Annotated in this window: 16 protein-coding genes; 9 read left to right on the top strand and 7 right to left on the bottom strand. The window is 38.3% G+C overall.

Annotated features, from left to right (window positions below):
• Window positions 1-259: 259 nt before the first annotated feature.
• Window positions 260-2,590 (bottom strand): ATP-dependent helicase, encoded by a 2,331-nt coding sequence (locus tag BM143_RS07585; RefSeq protein ID WP_034728602.1) that lies wholly within the window; start codon window positions 2,588-2,590, stop codon window positions 260-262.
• A 373-nt stretch (window positions 2,591-2,963) separates the two neighbouring features.
• Between BM143_RS07585 and BM143_RS07580 the strand changes: the two genes are divergently transcribed.
• The 3 genes from BM143_RS07580 (at window position 2,964) to secG (ending at window position 6,849) form a co-directional block, all read left to right on the top strand.
• Entirely contained in the window at window positions 2,964-4,277 is a 1,314-nt protein-coding gene (locus BM143_RS07580; RefSeq protein WP_034728606.1) for a M16 family metallopeptidase, read from the top strand.
• Between the two features lie 54 nt (window positions 4,278-4,331).
• Window positions 4,332-6,362 carry a M16 family metallopeptidase gene (locus tag BM143_RS07575; RefSeq protein ID WP_090023966.1) on the top strand — a complete coding sequence of 677 codons (2,031 nt, stop codon included), beginning with the start codon at window positions 4,332-4,334 and terminating at the stop codon, window positions 6,360-6,362.
• A 133-nt stretch (window positions 6,363-6,495) separates the two neighbouring features.
• Window positions 6,496-6,849: a preprotein translocase subunit SecG gene (secG, locus tag BM143_RS07570; protein WP_090023965.1), complete on the top strand. Its 354-nt coding sequence runs from the start codon at window positions 6,496-6,498 to the stop codon at window positions 6,847-6,849.
• Between the two features lie 51 nt (window positions 6,850-6,900).
• Here the strand turns inward: secG and BM143_RS07565 are convergent, their stop codons facing one another.
• Together BM143_RS07565 and recR are read right to left on the bottom strand one after the other, a co-directional pair.
• A complete protein-coding gene (locus BM143_RS07565) occupies window positions 6,901-7,734 on the bottom strand; it encodes a glycosyltransferase family 2 protein (protein WP_090023964.1) in 834 nt (277 codons plus the stop codon).
• Window positions 7,735-7,736: 2 nt separating this feature from the next.
• Window positions 7,737-8,348 carry a recombination mediator RecR gene (recR, locus tag BM143_RS07560; RefSeq protein WP_072922549.1) on the bottom strand — a complete coding sequence of 204 codons (612 nt, stop codon included), beginning with the start codon at window positions 8,346-8,348 and terminating at the stop codon, window positions 7,737-7,739.
• A gap of 341 nt (window positions 8,349-8,689) precedes the next feature.
• Here recR and BM143_RS07555 point away from each other — a divergent pair, with 341 nt between their 5' ends.
• The 5 genes from BM143_RS07555 (at window position 8,690) to BM143_RS07535 (ending at window position 12,707) form a co-directional block, all read left to right on the top strand.
• Window positions 8,690-9,295: an LURP-one-related/scramblase family protein gene (locus BM143_RS07555; protein ID WP_034728616.1), complete on the top strand. Its 606-nt coding sequence runs from the start codon at window positions 8,690-8,692 to the stop codon at window positions 9,293-9,295.
• Between the two features lie 21 nt (window positions 9,296-9,316).
• Entirely contained in the window at window positions 9,317-9,808 is a 492-nt protein-coding gene (locus BM143_RS07550; protein WP_090023963.1) for a hypothetical protein, read from the top strand.
• Window positions 9,809-9,917: 109 nt separating this feature from the next.
• The gene (locus tag BM143_RS07545) at window positions 9,918-11,360 is read left to right on the top strand and encodes an aminoacyl-histidine dipeptidase (RefSeq protein WP_090023962.1); all 1,443 of its coding nucleotides are present in this window, start codon (window positions 9,918-9,920) and stop codon (window positions 11,358-11,360) included.
• A 213-nt stretch (window positions 11,361-11,573) separates the two neighbouring features.
• A complete protein-coding gene (locus tag BM143_RS07540) occupies window positions 11,574-12,155 on the top strand; it encodes an LOG family protein (RefSeq protein WP_090023961.1) in 582 nt (193 codons plus the stop codon).
• Between the two features lie 3 nt (window positions 12,156-12,158).
• The gene (locus BM143_RS07535) at window positions 12,159-12,707 is read left to right on the top strand and encodes a hypothetical protein (protein WP_090023960.1); all 549 of its coding nucleotides are present in this window, start codon (window positions 12,159-12,161) and stop codon (window positions 12,705-12,707) included.
• A 57-nt stretch (window positions 12,708-12,764) separates the two neighbouring features.
• On the opposite strand, the gene BM143_RS07530 is transcribed toward BM143_RS07535, so the two are convergent.
• Both BM143_RS07530 and BM143_RS07525 read right to left on the bottom strand, forming a co-directional pair.
• Window positions 12,765-13,094, bottom strand: a complete 330-nt coding sequence (locus BM143_RS07530) for a 2Fe-2S iron-sulfur cluster-binding family protein (protein ID WP_072922543.1) — start codon at window positions 13,092-13,094, stop codon at window positions 12,765-12,767.
• A gap of 12 nt (window positions 13,095-13,106) precedes the next feature.
• Complete coding sequence (locus BM143_RS07525) at window positions 13,107-14,162, bottom strand: NAD(P)/FAD-dependent oxidoreductase (protein WP_034728627.1); 1,056 nt, start codon at window positions 14,160-14,162, stop codon at window positions 13,107-13,109.
• A gap of 157 nt (window positions 14,163-14,319) precedes the next feature.
• Between BM143_RS07525 and BM143_RS07520 the strand changes: the two genes are divergently transcribed.
• A complete protein-coding gene (locus BM143_RS07520; RefSeq protein WP_090023959.1) occupies window positions 14,320-15,090 on the top strand; it encodes a DUF3108 domain-containing protein in 771 nt (256 codons plus the stop codon).
• A 65-nt stretch (window positions 15,091-15,155) separates the two neighbouring features.
• On the opposite strand, the gene BM143_RS07515 is transcribed toward BM143_RS07520, so the two are convergent.
• Together BM143_RS07515 and pheS are read right to left on the bottom strand one after the other, a co-directional pair.
• Window positions 15,156-15,701, bottom strand: coding sequence for a hypothetical protein (locus BM143_RS07515; RefSeq protein ID WP_090023958.1), 546 nt, complete (start codon window positions 15,699-15,701; stop codon window positions 15,156-15,158).
• A gap of 377 nt (window positions 15,702-16,078) precedes the next feature.
• Window positions 16,079-17,089 carry a phenylalanine--tRNA ligase subunit alpha gene (gene pheS / locus BM143_RS07510; protein WP_034728634.1) on the bottom strand — a complete coding sequence of 337 codons (1,011 nt, stop codon included), beginning with the start codon at window positions 17,087-17,089 and terminating at the stop codon, window positions 16,079-16,081.
• Window positions 17,090-17,160: the final 71 nt, after the last annotated feature.

The following is a 17,160-nucleotide window of genomic DNA, read 5'->3' as shown; positions in this document are numbered from 1 at the left end:
TTTAATTTTATGAAAATTTAAGATAGTTTCAGTCTATTATTTTAAACACGACTGATTAAAGCTCAAATATATTGGTCTTTTGAAAGCATTTTTTTAAACACGAATGACACCAATACTTTCACAAATGCCACTAAGCCGACGAAGCTATTTGTGTTATTCGTGAAAAACATTCGTGTGATTTGTGTTTAAATAAAAAACGGACCCTAAATAGAATCCGTTTTAAAATATTATCATCAGTTTTTCGCTGAACAATTAATTATTATATTTTCGTAAGCTTCGCATACTTCAGAATAAGGTTTTTCTCTCCTTCATGAATGAAAACCACTTTGGCTTTGATGTTCTGAGGATCCGTACCATCCAGGAAAGAAACTTCCCCGATTCCGAAACGGTCGTGTCTCACTTTATCTCCTACCTCAATATCCTGTGAAGAAGCTCCGCTTGGATTGATAATTTTCGCGGTACTTACCGGTTTTAGTTTTCTGACTTCCGGTGCAGGTTTTGAATTGTCACCTTTATCAATCGTTTTCTTTTCAACTCTTCTGAATGCTTTCTGTTCGGAAGGATGTTCATCAAAGATATTGGACTTGATTCCGGTGTTATTGATGAATCTCTTTTCCAGAGCCGGGTTTAAGAATTCAATATACTGGTCATCAATTTCACTTAAGAATCTTGAAGGCTCTGCATCTGTGATTTTCCCCCATTGGAAACGGGAAACTGCATAAGAGAAAAAGACCTGCTTTTCCGCTCTCGTCAATGCTACATAAAACAAACGTCTTTCTTCCTCCAGATCTTCTCTGGTTGCGGAGCTCATAAAGCTTGGGAAAAGGTTTTCTTCAAGCCCCACAAGGTGTACCACCGGGAATTCCAGACCTTTCGACAGGTGAATCGTCATTAACGAAACCATATCTTCCTCTAAATTTTTATCCTGAGTATCTGCAGAAAGGGCAATATTCTCAAGGAAATTCGGAAGACTGGGATCTCCGTCTTCAAGCTGGATCTGCTCTTCAATGAATCCCTGCATAGAGTTCATCAATTCCTGAACGTTTTCTACACGGGAAATCCCTTCTGGAGTCTGGTCGTCTTTTAAAAACTTGATCAGCCCGCTTCGTTTAGCGACTTCCATTGCAACGCTATACGCCGTATCGGTTTTCAGCAATACCTGGAACGCTTTGATCATGGACCAGAAGTCATTCAGTTTGGTTAAAACACCATTGTTCAGGCCTAATTGAGGTGCATACATGGGTAAATTACTCAATACCTGCGAAATGGTTACATTATGGGAATCTGCAAAAACGATTAGCTTATTCTGGGTCGTTTCACCAATTCCTCTTGTAGGGTAATTGATAATTCTCATCAGGGCTTCCGAATCATTTTCATTGATCAGAAGACGCAGATAAGCGATAAGGTCTTTTACTTCTTTTCTCTGGTAGAAAGAAAGTCCACCGTAAACCTTGTACGGAATATTTTTACGTCTCAGTGCATCTTCAAATGCTCTGGTCTGTGAGTTCGTTCTGTATAAAATCGCAAAATCACTGTACTTTCTCTGGTCTGTATTTCTGAGCTCCCAGATATTTCCGGCCACGAAATTCGCTTCATCGGCATCGGAAAGAGAACGGTATATTTTGATCTTATCCCCTTCTTCGTTATCACTGAAAACATTCTTCTTGAACTGCTGAAGGTTTTTTGAAATAACAACGTTGGCTGCATTCACAATATTCTGGGTGGAACGGTAGTTTTGCTCCAGAGAAACTGTAATCGCGTCAGGATAATCCTTTTTAAAGTTTAAGATGTTATAAATATTGGCACCACGGAAAGAGTAAATAGACTGTGCATCATCTCCTACCACGCAGATGTTTTCAAATTTTGAAGCCAGTGCTTTTACAATAAGGTACTGGGAGTGGTTGGTATCCTGGTACTCATCCACCATGATGTATCTGAATCTGTCCTGATATTTGGCCAGTACTTCCGGAAAACGGGTCAGTAATTCATTGGTTTTCAACAACAAATCATCAAAATCCATCGCCCCGTTTTTGAAACATGCATCCACATATCTCTGGTAGATCTGCCCGATGAATTTCATATTTGCTTTTTCATCAGCTTCCATCAATTCAGGATTATTGAAATAAGCTTTTACGGTGATCAGGTTGTTTTTGTAGGTTGAAATTCTTGCCTGAACTTTTTTAGGTTTATAAAGATCGGCATCGATATTCATGTCTTTCAATACTTTTCTGATGACATTCAGAGCATCCTGCATATCATAGATTGTAAAATTGGATGGATAACCCAGGTAATGACCTTCAATTCTCAGGATTCTTGCAAACACCGAGTGAAAAGTTCCCATCCATAAACTTCTTGCATTGCTGTCTCCTACCACTTTGGCGATACGGTCTTTCATTTCGCGGGCGGCTTTATTGGTAAACGTCAGGGCCAGGATGTTGAAAGGGTCCACACCGTTGTGGATCAGGTGGGCAATACGCATGGTCAGCACACGCGTTTTTCCGGAACCAGCTCCTGCAAGTACCATCAAAGGTCCCTGTAGAGAGGTAACGGCTTCATATTGTGATTCATTGAGTCCTTTCAGATAATCCATACTGCAAAAAAATTTTGGGAACACAAAATTAATGTATTCAAAGGACAATTCAAATTATGAGTTTAATTTATAGAAAGTAAAAAGATTAAGATGGGCATTCTGCCGGATCAGAATAGGTTTAATCATTAAAGTTTTTCGTAACTGTCTTCATCGGACGGGCGGCTCTTTTTATTCAATTCATTCCTGCATTTTTTTAATCTTTCCTGATCAACAGTTTCCTGCGCCTGCATCTGAAAAAGGGAGAAAAGTAAAATAAATTCTCATAGAGGAGTTAAAGAGTTTATAAATAAACAAAAAATTAAAAAAAAGTAGAGTAATTATGTAACAAATACTGTATTTATCCTACTAATTGATACAAAACAATTTCTACTTTATGAAAAAGCGACTTCTTTCTGTAGCAGCAGCATCTTTCTTCGGAATGGTACTGAATGCACAGCAAATTAAATTCGAAGAGTATGACCTGCCAAACGGCCTTCACGTAATTCTTCATCAGGATAATTCTGCGCCGGTAGTCACTACAGGGGTAATGTACCATGTAGGTGCGAAGGATGAAGTAAAAGGAAGAACAGGTTTTGCCCACTTCTTCGAACATCTTTTATTTGAAGGAACACCTAACATCAAAAGAGGTGAATGGTTCAAAATCGTTTCTTCAAACGGAGGACAGAATAACGCTAACACCACGAATGACAGAACGTATTATTTTGAAACGTTCCCTTCGAATAACGAGCAGCTTGGCCTTTGGATGGAATCTGAAAGAATGCGTCACGCCGAGATCAACCAAGTGGGAGTAGATACTCAGAGAGAAGTTGTAAAAGAAGAGAAAAGATTAAGAATGGACAACCAGCCTTATGGAAATCTTTTCCCTACGATTCAGAAAAATTTATTCACCAATCACCCGTACAACTGGCCTACCATCGGTTCTATGGAAGATCTTAACTCTGCAAAGCTTGAAGAATTCCAGGCTTTCTATAAAAAGTACTACGTTCCGAACAACGCTACATTGGTAGTTGCAGGAGATATCAAACCTGAGCAGACCAAGAAGTGGATTCAGGAATATTACGGAGGCATTCAGAAAGGAACTCTTTATCCAAAAGACTTCCCGAAAGACGCTCCTATCACTCAGGAAAAAGAAGTAACGGCTACGGACCCGAACATTCAGCTTCCTGCGTATATTTTCGCGTACAGAACTCCGGCTAACAAAGAAAAAGATGCTTACGTTCTTGATATGCTTTCATCTTATCTGAGCAACGGTAAATCTTCCGTTTTATATAAAAAATTAGTTGATCAGGATAAAAAAGCACTTGCTGTACAGGCTTTCAACCAGGGGCTTGAAGATTACAGTATTTTCGCATTCTTCGCGATCCCGATGGGACAGACTACAAAACAGACTTTACAGGCTGACATTGACGCTGAAATCAAAAAACTGCAGACAGGTCTGATCTCTGAGGAAGATTATCAGAAACTTCAGAACCAGTATGAGAATCAGTTTGTGAATGCCAATTCAAGTATTCAGGGAATTGCAGCTTCATTGGCAACGAACCACGTATTAATGGGAAATACCAATCTGATCAATAAGGAAATCGACATCTACAGATCGATCACCAGACAGGATCTGCAGAACGCTGCTAAGAAATATTTGAATTCCAATCAAAGAGTAATCATTAATTACGTTCCTGAAAAAAAGTAATCATTGAAAACTTTAAGGTTTAAAAAATGATTATTAAAAATTAAATTTTTACAAATGAAAAAGCAATTAACATATATAGCTGCAGCGTTTTTTTTCGCAGGAACGATTTCAGCACAAAAAATTGATCTTAACGCAATGCCGAAACCGGGACCTACTCCTGCGATCAACATTGCAAAACCAAAAACTTTCCAACTGAGCAACGGTCTTACGGTAATGGTTGTGGAAAACAACAAACTACCAAGAGTAAACACGACGCTTTCTATGGACAGACCTCCGTTCAACGAAGGAAGTGTAACCGGAGTAAGCTCTATCATGGCTGAACAGTTCGAAAACGGAACGACTAATTTAAGCAAAGACGATTTCAACAAAAAAGTAGATTATCTAGGCGCTAACCTGAACTTTTCTTCCAATGGTGCCGCTTCGAATTCTCTTTCCAAATACTTCCCTGAGGTATTAAGTTTAATGGCAGATGCGATCATTAATCCTAAATTCTCAGCTGAAGAAATTCAAAGTTCAAAAGAAAGAGCTTTAGAAGGTCTGAAATCCGGAGAGAAAAATGCTTCAGCGATCGCTTCAAAAGTTTCCAACGCTTTGATGTATGGTAAAAATACAGCAAGAGGTGAGTTTGAAACTGAAGAATCTATCAACAAAATCCAGCTTGCTGACGTACAAAACGTTTATAAAAAATATTACGCTCCGGACAATGCTTATTTAGTGATTGTAGGAGATGTGAAATTTGACCAGATCAAACCTTTGGTGGAAAAAGCATTCGGCGGATGGAAAAAGGCTAACACGCCTATCGTTCCTCTAGAGGCGGCAGCTAATGTTGCTAAGACAGAGATCAATGTGGTGGATGTTCCTTCAGCGGTACAGTCTGTAGTTTCTGTAAGCAACCTGAACAATCTTAAAATGAAGGATCCGAATTATTTCGCAGCTACTATGGCCAACTACATCTTAGGGGGTGGTGGTGAAGCGAGACTTTTCATGAACCTTCGTGAGAAAAACGGATTCACTTACGGAGCTTATTCCAGTATGAGTGCTGATAAGTATTCTTCTGAATTCTCAGCTGATGCCAGCGTAAGAAATGAAGTTACTGATAAAGCCGTTAAGGAATTCATGAATGAACTTAATGCGATTTCTACCGTAAAGCCTGAAGAACTGGCAAATGCTAAGGCTAAATTGAAAGGCTCTTTCATCATGTCATTAGAGAAGCCTGAAACGATTGCAAAATTTGCTTTAAACCAAAAGGTTCAGGATCTTCCTTCTGATTTCTATACGAACTATTTAAAGTCAATAGATAAAGTAACTGCTGCAGATATTTCCAATGCAGTAAAAGCGAATATTCTTCCTAACCAGAGCAGAATTTTCATCGCCGGTAAAGCATCTGATATTTCTGAAGGACTTGAGAAATTAGGATATCCTGTAAAATATTTCGACAAACAGGCTAATCCTGTAGCTAAAGCTGCTGCACAGAAAGTAGACGCAGCTGTAACTACGGCATCTGTTGCTGATAAATACATCAATGCTATCGGAGGTTTGGCAGCAGTTCAGAAAATCACTTCCATTACTACTGATGCTTCTACAAAGGTTCAGGGAATGGAAATGAATATGAAACTGGTTCAGGCCAAAGGCGGAAAAATGCTGATGGATATGAAAATGATGGGCAACACGGTACAAAAGATCGTTTTTGACGGTAAAGAGGGGTATATTGAAGGTCAAGGCAAAAAAATGCCTTTAACTGATAAGCAGAAGGCTGATATGGCTGATCCGGAATTGTTCCCGGAACTTGCTTTTGCTAAATCTGCAGATTACAAGGTAACAGGAATCGAAAAGTATAACAACGAAGATTCTTACGTAGTGAAAGGACCAAAAGACACCTATTATTACAGTGTAAAAACAGGACTTAAAACGGGTGAAACAAAATCCAGCGAAGGAGGTTCTATCCCTACAAGCTTTGCAGATTACAAAGAGGTTTCAGGGGTAAAGTTTCCATTCACGATCATCCAGAATATGGGTGGAATGGATATCAACCTGGCGGTAAAATCCCGCGAGGTGAATCAGGCTAAAGATTCCGATTTTAAATAAGAACAGTCTTTTTATTATAGAAAAAACGGCAGCTGACGCTGCCGTTTTTATTTTTACTAACATTTACCGCGATCTTCTTTGTCATTCGGTAAAAAAAGATTAAATTTGCCCATTCAAAAAGATATCAGAATTAATGGATACTATATTTACACTATTGATGGTTCTTGTTATGATCGCCAGCATCTTATTGGTAATCATCGTTATGGCTCAAAATCCTAAAGGAGGAGGTCTTTCCAGTACTTTCGGAGGTGCATCACCTGCACAGTTTGGAGTACAGAGAACCAATGATTTCATGGAAAAAGCAACATGGACTCTGGGCGCAGTAATCATCGTTCTTATTCTTATAAGCGTTGTGATCACAGGGAAGCCTACAACAGCAGCTCCTGCACAGCAGCAGCCTATTAAGAAAGAAGCTCCGGCTAAGCAAACAGCTCCGGCAGCTACAACTACTACACCGGCTCAGACCCCTGCAGCTCCGGCTAAATAATAACAGACCTATCTTATATACAACAAAAGCAGTTCAATTTGAACTGCTTTTTTATTTTAGCTTGATTTTCTCAATCTTATGCCGAAGCTTCAGCCCCGCTTTTAAGAACGAATACTGCATCGGTTTGGATTCCCTGTAGTATTTATCAATAAAGATCTGCATCGCCCCATAAAACCGGTTAAGATACACTTCATCTTTAATGGTACTCTCCCCTTTATGATGAAGAAGAGAAGCTTTTCCGTAGTAATAATTTTTGTACCCGTTTCTCAACAGTGTATAGCACAGATCGATATCTTCCCCGTACATAAAATACGCTTCATCCAATCCTCCTATCTTTTCGTAAATGTCTTTTTTGACCAGTAAAAATGCTCCGGTCACGACATCTACTTCTGCAACGCCATCTTCCTCAATATCACTTCTGTAATAAGATTTTGAATTGCTTCTTTTAAAATTCGTGAACAGTTTCTCAAAGGAATTGAACATATCCGGTACAGAACGCTTGCTTTCAGGAAGAAAAATACCTTCCGCATCATGCATCCTTACACCAAGACATCCGAAATCTGCTTTAGAATCAGCAAAATCCAGAAGATCTTTCATGTAATAGCCTTCCAGTTCAGTATCAGGATTCAGGAGCAAAACATATTCTCCCGCTGCGGTATGGATCGCTTTATTGTTGGCAATTGCGAAACCGTCATTATGTTCTGAAGATATAAAACGTACTTTAGGAAATTCCGGGATAAGATCGCCCCAGGAAGCATCGGTAGACGCATTATCTATAACGATCACTTCATAGTCCTCTCCTTCCGTATATTTCTGAATAGACAAAAGGCAGTTTCTCAACAGCCTGGTGACATTATAATTGACAATAATTATCGACAGCTTCATATTTAATCCTTTTCGTTGTAGGGTAATCTGTTCATAATAGATCTCCCCAAAGATACCTCATCTGCATATTCCAATTCATCTCCCACCGAAATTCCTCTCGCAATACTTGAAAAATTAACATTGGAGTTCTTAAATTTCTTGTAAATATAATACGCTGTGGTATCGCCTTCCATTGTAGCACTTAATGCGAAAATAAATTCCCTCACTCCGCCTTCGCTTACTTTTCTTTCAATGCTTGGAATATTCAGCTGATTCGGTCCTACCCCTTCCATCGGTGATATTTTCCCACCTAAGATCAGGTATTTTCCTGTAAATTTTCCTGTATTTTCAATGGCAATCACATCACGCACATCTTCAACGATGCAGATCACTTCGCTGTTCCTTTTTTCATTGCTGCAAATCTCACATACTTCAAAATCTGAAAAATTGTGACATTCTTTACAGTATTTTATTTCGTTGACAAGGTTGATTAATGAGTTTCCAAGACTTACCGCTCTGGAACTGGGTTGTTTTAACAGATGTAACGCTAATCTCAAAGCTGTTTTTCTCCCGATTCCAGGCAGCCCCGAAATTTCGTCTACGGCTTTTGCTAAAACTTTACTAGGGTAATCCATAGGACAAAAATAAGGAATATTGTTGAGAGTTGAGGGTGTTTGTGAGTTGGAGAGTCGGAGGGTTTCAGGGTTTAAAAGTTGCTGGTTGACAGTTGCTGGTTAGAATCCCAAAACTCGTATCCCGGAACATGTCTCAAATCTAGCATCTTGATCTATGGTTCCTGAATCCAGCATTCACCATTCACTTGCGAAGCAAAATTGACCATTCACATTTTCCCACCAAAATCTCAACCCTAACCTAAAGTCTTATGTCTAGTGTCTGAAATCTCATGTCCAAAATCTCCCCTAACATTCTAAAAAAACCTCTATCTTTGGGATCTAATATGAAAAAAATAGACTAAATGGTACTTAAGAATCTAAATTATCCTCTGGATTTCAAATTTAAGATCTCAACTCTCTCGAGTGACTTCAATATTACTGACAAAAACGGAAATTATGTAGCGTATGTACGTCAGAAAATGTTCAAACTGAAGGAAGATGTGATCGTTTTCAATGACGAGAGCAAAACTAAGGAGCTTTTCAGAATCAAAGCCAACCAATGGATTGATTTCAATGCGTCTTATTCTTTAAATGATCTTACCGACAACAAAAACTACGGAAGACTGGCCAGAAAAGGAATGCGTTCTCTCTGGAAATCTACCTATGACATTCTGGATTCAAACGATCAGCCTAAATTCATCGTTACAGAGGATAATGGATGGACAAAATTCTTTGACGGAATGGTAAGCGAGATTCCAATCATAGGAATGTTTACAGGATACTTTCTTAACCCGGCTTATACGGTAAGAGGCATAGACGGAAAAGAATATTTTAAACTAAAAAAAATGCCTTCATTTTTTGGAAGAAGATTCCAGCTTGACAGAGTGATTGATATTGATGACGAAGACGAAAGTTTAGTGATCCTGTCATTACTGATGATGGTTCTTCTGGAAAGAGCAAGAGGCTAAAACAATAAAACCCCACAGACAATGAAATATCTAATCATTTTCTTTTCAGCGCTCCTTTTGACCGCCTGTAAAAAAGATAAAGAAACCGTTAAGGATAGTGCTTCAACAGATTCTTTGAACATTGTTAAGGATTCTGCTAAAACAAATACCGCATCAGGAAAGGTCCAGGTAGACATTATCCCTTTTCCGAAAGAGATCAAAGAATGCTCATGCTATTTCGCAAGAAACAAAGCTGACTTTGAGGCCGAAAAGTATATCTATGCCGACGATGCCGGAAAAACAGCCTATATGAAACTGGATGGTCAAAGACTGGCAATGAATCTTATTTCCTCCAGCGACATGGAAGTGGATGAGGAACTGACCAAAGAAATTGAGAGCGACAACTACAAGATCTCTGTAAAAGGTAAAAAAATAAAGCATGAAGAAGCTTTACTGTTCGAAGGTACACTAACGATTGAAAAACCGGACGGTACTGTAGAAACCATGCCTATTTATGGCGAATGTGGATGCTAGAAAAATGAAAGGGCTAAAAAATAAATTTACCCCTGTACTCCTTATAAAAAATGCTTTCGGATTCACGGAAGCATTTTTTATTTTGTAATTTTGATAAAAATAAAATTTCATGGAATTATCTAATATAGAACCGCAAATTATCTGGAAAAATTTCTCCAAATTAAATGCAGTTCCAAGACCGTCTAAAAAAGAAGAAAGAGTGATTGCTTTCATCAAAGGATTTGGTGAAGATTTAGGGTTGGAAACTACTGTAGATGAAGTAGGAAACGTGATCATCAGAAAGCCGGCTACGGCGGGTATGGAAAACCGCAAGTCTATCGTGCTTCAGTCGCATCTGGATATGGTATGCCAGAAAAACAGCGATACCAATTTTGACTTCGATACGGAAGGGATTAAAATGGAAGTTGACGGTGACTGGGTAAAAGCAAAAGGAACCACTTTAGGTGCTGATAACGGTTTAGGAGTAGCGACGATCATGTCTATCCTGGAAAGTTCAGATATCCCACACTCGGCTTTGGAAGCGCTATTTACCATTGACGAAGAAACGGGGATGACAGGTGCTTTAGGCTTGAAGCCAGGGCAATTAACCGGAGAAATCCTGTTGAACCTTGATACGGAAGAAGATGATGAGATCGATATCGGTTGTGCAGGGGGTGTAGATGTAACGATTACTCAAAACTACGGAACAGAAGCTGCAAAAGGACAGATTGTAAGACTTGAAGTGAAAGGCCTTCAGGGAGGACATTCAGGAATGGATATCCACAAAGGTTTCGGAAACTCCAATATTATTTTGGGAAGACTTCTTTACACCGGCTTAGTCAATCAAAATATCCAACTGATCTCTATAGATGGCGGTGGATTGAGAAATGCCATTCCAAGAGAAGGGGCAGCGCTTATTTCTGTGAGAAATGCTCATGAATTCATTGAAGCGGCAACCGCTCTTAAAAAAGATATCTTAGAAGAATTTGCTACCGTAGAACCTGGTCTTCATATCAATATTGAAAACTCTACAACGTCTGACCTGGCTATCTCTGAGGAAGATTCAAAAAAGATCATTCTTACTTTAAAATCTCTTCACAATGGCGTTTACAGAATGAGTCCGGACGTAAAAGATCTTGTAGAAGCCTCCAACAATGTTGCGAGAGTTGAATTAAAAGGAGGTGAACTTAAAATTTTAAACCTTACCAGATCATCGGTAGATTCATCCAAATATTCTGTGGCAGAACAGTTAAAATCTGTGGCAGAATTAGCAGGAATGAACGTTGAATTCAGTGGTTCTTATCCAGGATGGAAACCAAAACCGGGGTCTGAGATTGTACAGCTGATGGAGAAAATCTACACCGAAAAGTTTGGCGAAAAACCTCACGTAGTTGCTTGTCATGCAGGACTGGAATGTGGAATCATCGGAGCCAATTATCCTGAAATGGAAATGGTAAGCTTTGGACCTACAATCAGAGGAGCACACTCTCCGGATGAAAAAGCGAATATTCCTTCTGCTCAGAAATTCTGGAGTTTCACCAAGGATATTTTAGCAAATATTCCTTTAAAATAAGAAGATAAAATTGCTATATTGAATATCCAAAGTCGTATGATTTTGGATATTTTTAGTTTAAACCATTAAGATTTATTAAGCTTATAAGAATATTAAGATTTAGCTTCGCTTTAGAATGTACAACTTAAAAATATCTTTGATATTTTACTTACCTTTCCTTAATAACGTCATTGATCTTAACGGTTTAAAAATTATGTAACAAGATTTAAAATAATGAAAAGTATAACAGTATTCTGCGGCTCAAGTTTCGGCACAGATGATATTTATAGAGAACAGGCTTTCCTGCTTGGTGAAACACTGGCTAAACAGCAGATTCAATTGATTTATGGCGGTGCAGACACAGGCCTGATGGGAGCTGTCGCAGACGGAACTTTAAACGCAGGAGGAAAAGTCACGGGAATTCTCCCCCACTTCCTGCAATCCAAAGAAATTGCCCATAAAAACCTAACCGAGCTGATTATCGTAGAAACCATGCACGAAAGAAAAACGAAGATGAATGACCTATGCGAAGGTGTGATCGTCCTTCCCGGTGGCTATGGCACCCTGGAAGAGTTTTTTGAAATGATCACCTGGGCGCAGCTTGGACTTCATAAAAAACCGATCGGAATTTTGAATATTGACGGGTTTTATGATGATCTGATAAAACTGGTTCAGACGATGGTGGATAAAGGATTTTTAAAGCTGGTGAATCGTGATATGCTTTTAATAAGTGAAAACATTGATGAGATTTTGGAGAAAATGAGGAATTATGAGGCGCCTACTGTGGGGAAATGGATTTCGAAAAGTGAAATATAGCTTATGAAACAACTTCTTTCACTTTTAATATTGATATTTGGAGTTTCTAATCTATATTCTCAGAATACCGACGAAGCTATCTGCCAATATTTCTTAAACGATCTAAAAGAAAAACCATTAAAGTGCATGAATAGCTCGAAACTTAAAAATGATGAAGAAATTTATCAGTTTTTTAAGTGGTCTGCATTCAAGGAAGATTATCTTATCCGGATTGAAAAAAAGGGAAAGATCAAAACGATCGTAAAGAAAAAAATCTACAAAAGTGGTTATAACCAAAAAACTGGAGAATATCAGGAACCACGAATTGAAACTTTAAAAGAAGAGAGGTTAACCAATGACCAATTTCACAAATTTTCAACATTAATAACGAAAAATAATTTTTGGCAAAAAACTGATTATAAAGTCGAATCAATGTGTATGGACGGAGGTGGAATATTGGTATACGCCTTACAAAAAGATCAGTATTTAGAAATTGATAATGGCAACTGCTCACCAGATACAGAATATTTAAACCAACTGTATAACGAGCTTATTACCCTATTCAACCTATAGCAAAACCGCCCGGAAATTTCCAGGCGGTTTTTATATATTAATTAAATTTAATATAGTCTAAGGATAAGGAGCAATCGCCACTTCAAGACCCTCCATGGAATCCATCATATGCAGCTGGCATCCCAGTCTGCTGTTGTCTTTTACGTGGTAAGCTTCCGCCAGCATGGCATCTTCTTCATCTCCCATAGGCTCAAGGCCCGGATCAGTGATCACATATACCTGACAGGAGGCGCACATCGCCATTCCGCCACAAACTCCGATAGTTCCTTCTTCCGCCAATTCATAAGAACGGATGATCTCCATCAGGTTCATAGACATATCTGTAGGTGCTACAACATCATGGGTGATCCCCTCCCGATCGGTGATCTTTATATTAATATCTGACATAATAATGCAAAATTAGTCAATTTTTTTCACAACTGCCTTTTCTGCTTCTTTACGGCTACCGTCAAATCCGTCTACACCGCTTACTGTCGTATATTTAAGTACAAATTTTTTCCCTGGATTCAGTCTGTTGTAAACACTTTGACACATCAAAGTCGCTTCGTGGAAACCGCAAAGGATCAGCTTCAGTTTACCCGGATAGGTATTGATATCTCCGATTGCGTAGATTCCGTCAATGTTTGTTTGATAATCAAGAGCATTGTTAACAACGATAGCATTTTTCTCGATATTCAGTCCCCAGTTTCCGATCTCACCCAATTTTGGAGTCAGTCCGAATAAAGGAATGAAATAATCTGTTTCAATATCGTAAGCGTCCTGCCCTTCAATCTCAACGGTAATCGCTTCTACTTTTCCGTCACCTTTGATACCGGTCACTTCAGCAGGCGTGATTAATTTAATTTTTCCCTGGTTTTTAAGATCCTGCACTTTTTCTACAGAATCCAAAGCTCCTCTGAATTCATTTCTTCTGTGGATCAAAGTCACTTCACTTGCAACATTCGAAAGGAAAACACTCCAGTCCAAAGCAGAATCTCCACCTCCGGCGATCACTACTTTTTTGTTTCTGAAATGTTCAGGTTCTTTCACGAAATATTCAAGACCTTTCTCTTCATAGTCAGCTACATTCTCGAAAGTAGGTTTTCTAGGTTCAAAAGTTCCCAATCCACCGGCAATAGCAATCGCTTTACATCTGTGAACCGTTCCTTTGTTGGTGATCACTTCAAACCATTCATCATCTACCTTAGTGTAAGAAACAGCAGTTTCTCCTAAAGTGAATCCTGGCTGGAACTGCTTGATCTGCTCCATCAAATTATCTACTAATTCTCCTGCATTCACAGAAGGATATCCCGGAATATCGAAAATAGGTTTTTTAGGATAAAGCTCAGCTAGCTGTCCTCCCGGCTGTGGAAGCGCATCAATAATATGGCACTTCATTTTTAATAAACCTGCTTCAAAAACAGCGAAAAGCCCGGTAGGTCCGGCACCTATGATCAATATATCAGTGGTTATCATAATAATAAGATAATTTAATTATACATGTAACTGCAAATTTACTAATTTTAATGCGAAGCATATTTAATTGATTCTAAATAAAAACCTGAGATTTATCAAATCTCTGTAAATCATTAGGATTCTTAAATTTGGCAGTGTTTTTGTTAAATGTCATATCATGAAGAAAATTTTAAGTTTTTTTGCAGTATTTACGTTCTTGCTGAGTTACGCTCAGATCGATAATATTGCTGATGGTGAGTCCATTACCTTCAGAATCCACTACGGAATCCTGAATGCCGGAACCGCCAATCTAACCGCCAAAAAAACAACTTATATGGGTGCTCCCCATCTCTACGTTAAAGGTACGGGACAGACTACGGGAGCTGTAAAAGCCTTCTTTAAAGTAGAAGATCTCTATGAAAGTTTCATCAATACAGATACCGGACTTCCCAGCTTTTATGTGAGAAATGTGCGTGAAGGCAGCTATCGCCAGCATTTTGAGACCGTTTTCAACCACGATAATCATACGTTGATATTAACGGATAAAAAAACACCTGCCAATGGCTCAAAGGTCTTAAAATCCATCAAAGGAGTTCAGGATATGCTTTCCTGCTTTTATTATCTGAGAAGCAAAAGCACCAGCGAGCTGAAAGTAGGAACCGTGATCAATATGAATGTCTGGATTGACGATGAAATGTTTCCGTTTCAGCTGAAAGTAACGGGCAATGAAGATCTGAAGACAAAATTCGGGACCATCAACTGTCTTAAAATTATTCCTTCTGTAAAAAGCGGAAGGGTTTTCAAGGAAAAGGAAGGCGTTACGATGTGGGTGACCAATGATGCAAACCATATCCCGATGCTTCTGAAAGCCGAACTGGCCGTAGGATCTCTGAAAGCAAGTATTGATGACCTTAAAAATGTGAAATACCCTTTGAAGTATCTTAAATAAAAGATAAAATCATCTACCATATAAAAAGGAACTGTTTAAAACGGTTCCTTTTTTATTTTTAATTGCTAAAACTTGTAGGATACGCCTCCTTGGACAATTCCTTTCATTCCTATATTGGTTTCCAGGAAAACACTCAGATCTCCCCCATACTTAACGCCAATAGGTACAACGTTGAAGCCAAATACGCTATCAGTATCTTTTCTTTCCTTCTTATCTTTATCCACATACGTAGTGTTTACAAAAGTGACTCCGGCAGCAGCACCTGAATACAATCCAAGTTTTTCTTTTCTTAACCAGAAATAATCTACTTTCGGTAATACCGATAAGATATTTTGTCTGGAAATAGATGCTGTTTTATTGAAAAACTCATTCGCAACATCTACTCCATAACGCCATTTCATATTTTCACTGTACATCGCTACTCCTATAGCAGCCACTCCTACACTTGAAGGATTGCTTTCTTTTGTAATGCTATAGATCGTAATAGCAGATGCCAGTTCATAGGTTGCGTCATACACGGAAGATGCGCCATAACTTGCTGAAACTTCAAATTTTTGAGCACTTAAAATACTCACAACCATCAAAAGTGGAAACAATAATAATTTTCTCATACTTAGTTATTAATAAAAATTAATATGGTAAAACTATATAAAAGCCAGATTTGTTTTAAAGAAGAGCTCCTGTTTAACATTTAATCGTTACAATGTATAAGTAATATCTCCAGCTAAGAAAATTATTTTCTTTTTTTTCAAAAGTCTGTAATAGATTTTTAATGTGGGTTGTCTTACTAATAGAAGCAGATATGAAGGATACTTTAAAATACCACAACAAGAATGTGGTTTGGAAAGAAGAAAAGTGTTTTTTATGTCAGTTGATAAAAAAGACAATACACGTTGTACATTTTCAATAAAATCGTTTTTAATTACGTTTTGTTTCTTAGGTCAGTAATTAAAAACAAAAACCTCCGGAATTTCCGGAGGTTTATTTTTTATAGTGATTTAAACTGTTCTAAAGTTCTGATATCATTTTCGAAGAACATTCTGATATCACTCATCTGGTAAAGAAGCATTGTGATTCTTTCAATACCCATTCCGAAAGCGTATCCTGAATATTTCTCAGCATCGATATTCACATTTTTCAGAACGGCAGGATCTACCATTCCGCAACCCATGATTTCCAGCCAGCCTGTTCCTTTTGTAATTCTGTAATCGGTTTCAGAGTTTAATCCCCAATATACATCGATTTCAGCACTAGGTTCCGTGAACGGGAAATAAGAAGGTCTCATTCTGATCTTAGATTTTCCGAAAAGTTCCGTCGTAAAGAACTGGATCGTCTGCTTAAGATCTGCAAAACTTACATTCTCGTCAATATACAAACCTTCGATCTGATGGAATATACAGTGTGAACGTGAAGAAATAGCCTCATTTCTAAATACTCTTCCCGGAGAAAGAATTCTGATCGGCGGCTGGTTTTCTTCCATATAACGGATCTGTACGGAAGAAGTATGCGTTCTTAAAAGGACGTCAGGATTCTGCTCGATGAAGAAAGTATCCTGCATATCTCTTGCCGGATGGTATTCAGGAAGGTTAAGCGCTGTAAAGTTATGCCAGTCATCCTCTATTTCAGGACCGTCGGCTACTGCGAAACCTATTGATTTGAAAATCTCAATAATTCTGTTTTTCACCAGATTGATCGGATGTCTGGACCCAAGATCCAATGGAAAAGCAGGTCTTGTAAGATCTTCTTTTTCTGTGACAATAGCAGACTGGGAAGAATCTTTAAGATCTTCCAGTTTTCCTGCAACAGCCTGTTTCAAAGAATTAATCTTCTGTCCGAATTCTTTTTTCTGGTCGTTTGGAACTTCTTTAAATTTTTCAAAAAAATCATTCAGAACACCTTTTTTACCATTATACTTAATCCGGAAGTTTTCAATTTCCTCTTTAGACGTAGCATTGAAGCTGTTTACTTCGGTAAGTAGTTCTTCTATCTTTTCTATCATTGTTTTACCCTTTCAAAATGTTTTGCAAAAATACGTTTTTTAAGTTTAATAATGAATCTGTGATAAAAAAA

Source organism: Chryseobacterium oleae (assembly GCF_900115055.1).
In the GTDB taxonomy this organism is placed as follows: domain Bacteria; phylum Bacteroidota; class Bacteroidia; order Flavobacteriales; family Weeksellaceae; genus Chryseobacterium; species Chryseobacterium oleae.
This window is presented reverse-complemented; position numbering and strand designations above follow the sequence as displayed.

Coding starts and splice junctions, on each gene's coding strand:
- BM143_RS07585 (WP_034728602.1), bottom strand. CDS start 2,590: ATGGATTATCTGAAAGGACTCAATGAATCACAATATGAAGCCGTTACC.
- BM143_RS07580 (WP_034728606.1), top strand. CDS start 2,964: ATGAAAAAGCGACTTCTTTCTGTAGCAGCAGCATCTTTCTTCGGAATG.
- BM143_RS07575 (WP_090023966.1), top strand. CDS start 4,332: ATGAAAAAGCAATTAACATATATAGCTGCAGCGTTTTTTTTCGCAGGA.
- secG (WP_090023965.1), top strand. CDS start 6,496: ATGGATACTATATTTACACTATTGATGGTTCTTGTTATGATCGCCAGC.
- BM143_RS07565 (WP_090023964.1), bottom strand. CDS start 7,734: ATGAAGCTGTCGATAATTATTGTCAATTATAATGTCACCAGGCTGTTG.
- recR (WP_072922549.1), bottom strand. CDS start 8,348: ATGGATTACCCTAGTAAAGTTTTAGCAAAAGCCGTAGACGAAATTTCG.
- BM143_RS07555 (WP_034728616.1), top strand. CDS start 8,690: ATGGTACTTAAGAATCTAAATTATCCTCTGGATTTCAAATTTAAGATC.
- BM143_RS07550 (WP_090023963.1), top strand. CDS start 9,317: ATGAAATATCTAATCATTTTCTTTTCAGCGCTCCTTTTGACCGCCTGT.
- BM143_RS07545 (WP_090023962.1), top strand. CDS start 9,918: ATGGAATTATCTAATATAGAACCGCAAATTATCTGGAAAAATTTCTCC.
- BM143_RS07540 (WP_090023961.1), top strand. CDS start 11,574: ATGAAAAGTATAACAGTATTCTGCGGCTCAAGTTTCGGCACAGATGAT.
- BM143_RS07535 (WP_090023960.1), top strand. CDS start 12,159: ATGAAACAACTTCTTTCACTTTTAATATTGATATTTGGAGTTTCTAAT.
- BM143_RS07530 (WP_072922543.1), bottom strand. CDS start 13,094: ATGTCAGATATTAATATAAAGATCACCGATCGGGAGGGGATCACCCAT.
- BM143_RS07525 (WP_034728627.1), bottom strand. CDS start 14,162: ATGATAACCACTGATATATTGATCATAGGTGCCGGACCTACCGGGCTT.
- BM143_RS07520 (WP_090023959.1), top strand. CDS start 14,320: ATGAAGAAAATTTTAAGTTTTTTTGCAGTATTTACGTTCTTGCTGAGT.
- BM143_RS07515 (WP_090023958.1), bottom strand. CDS start 15,701: ATGAGAAAATTATTATTGTTTCCACTTTTGATGGTTGTGAGTATTTTA.
- pheS (WP_034728634.1), bottom strand. CDS start 17,089: ATGATAGAAAAGATAGAAGAACTACTTACCGAAGTAAACAGCTTCAAT.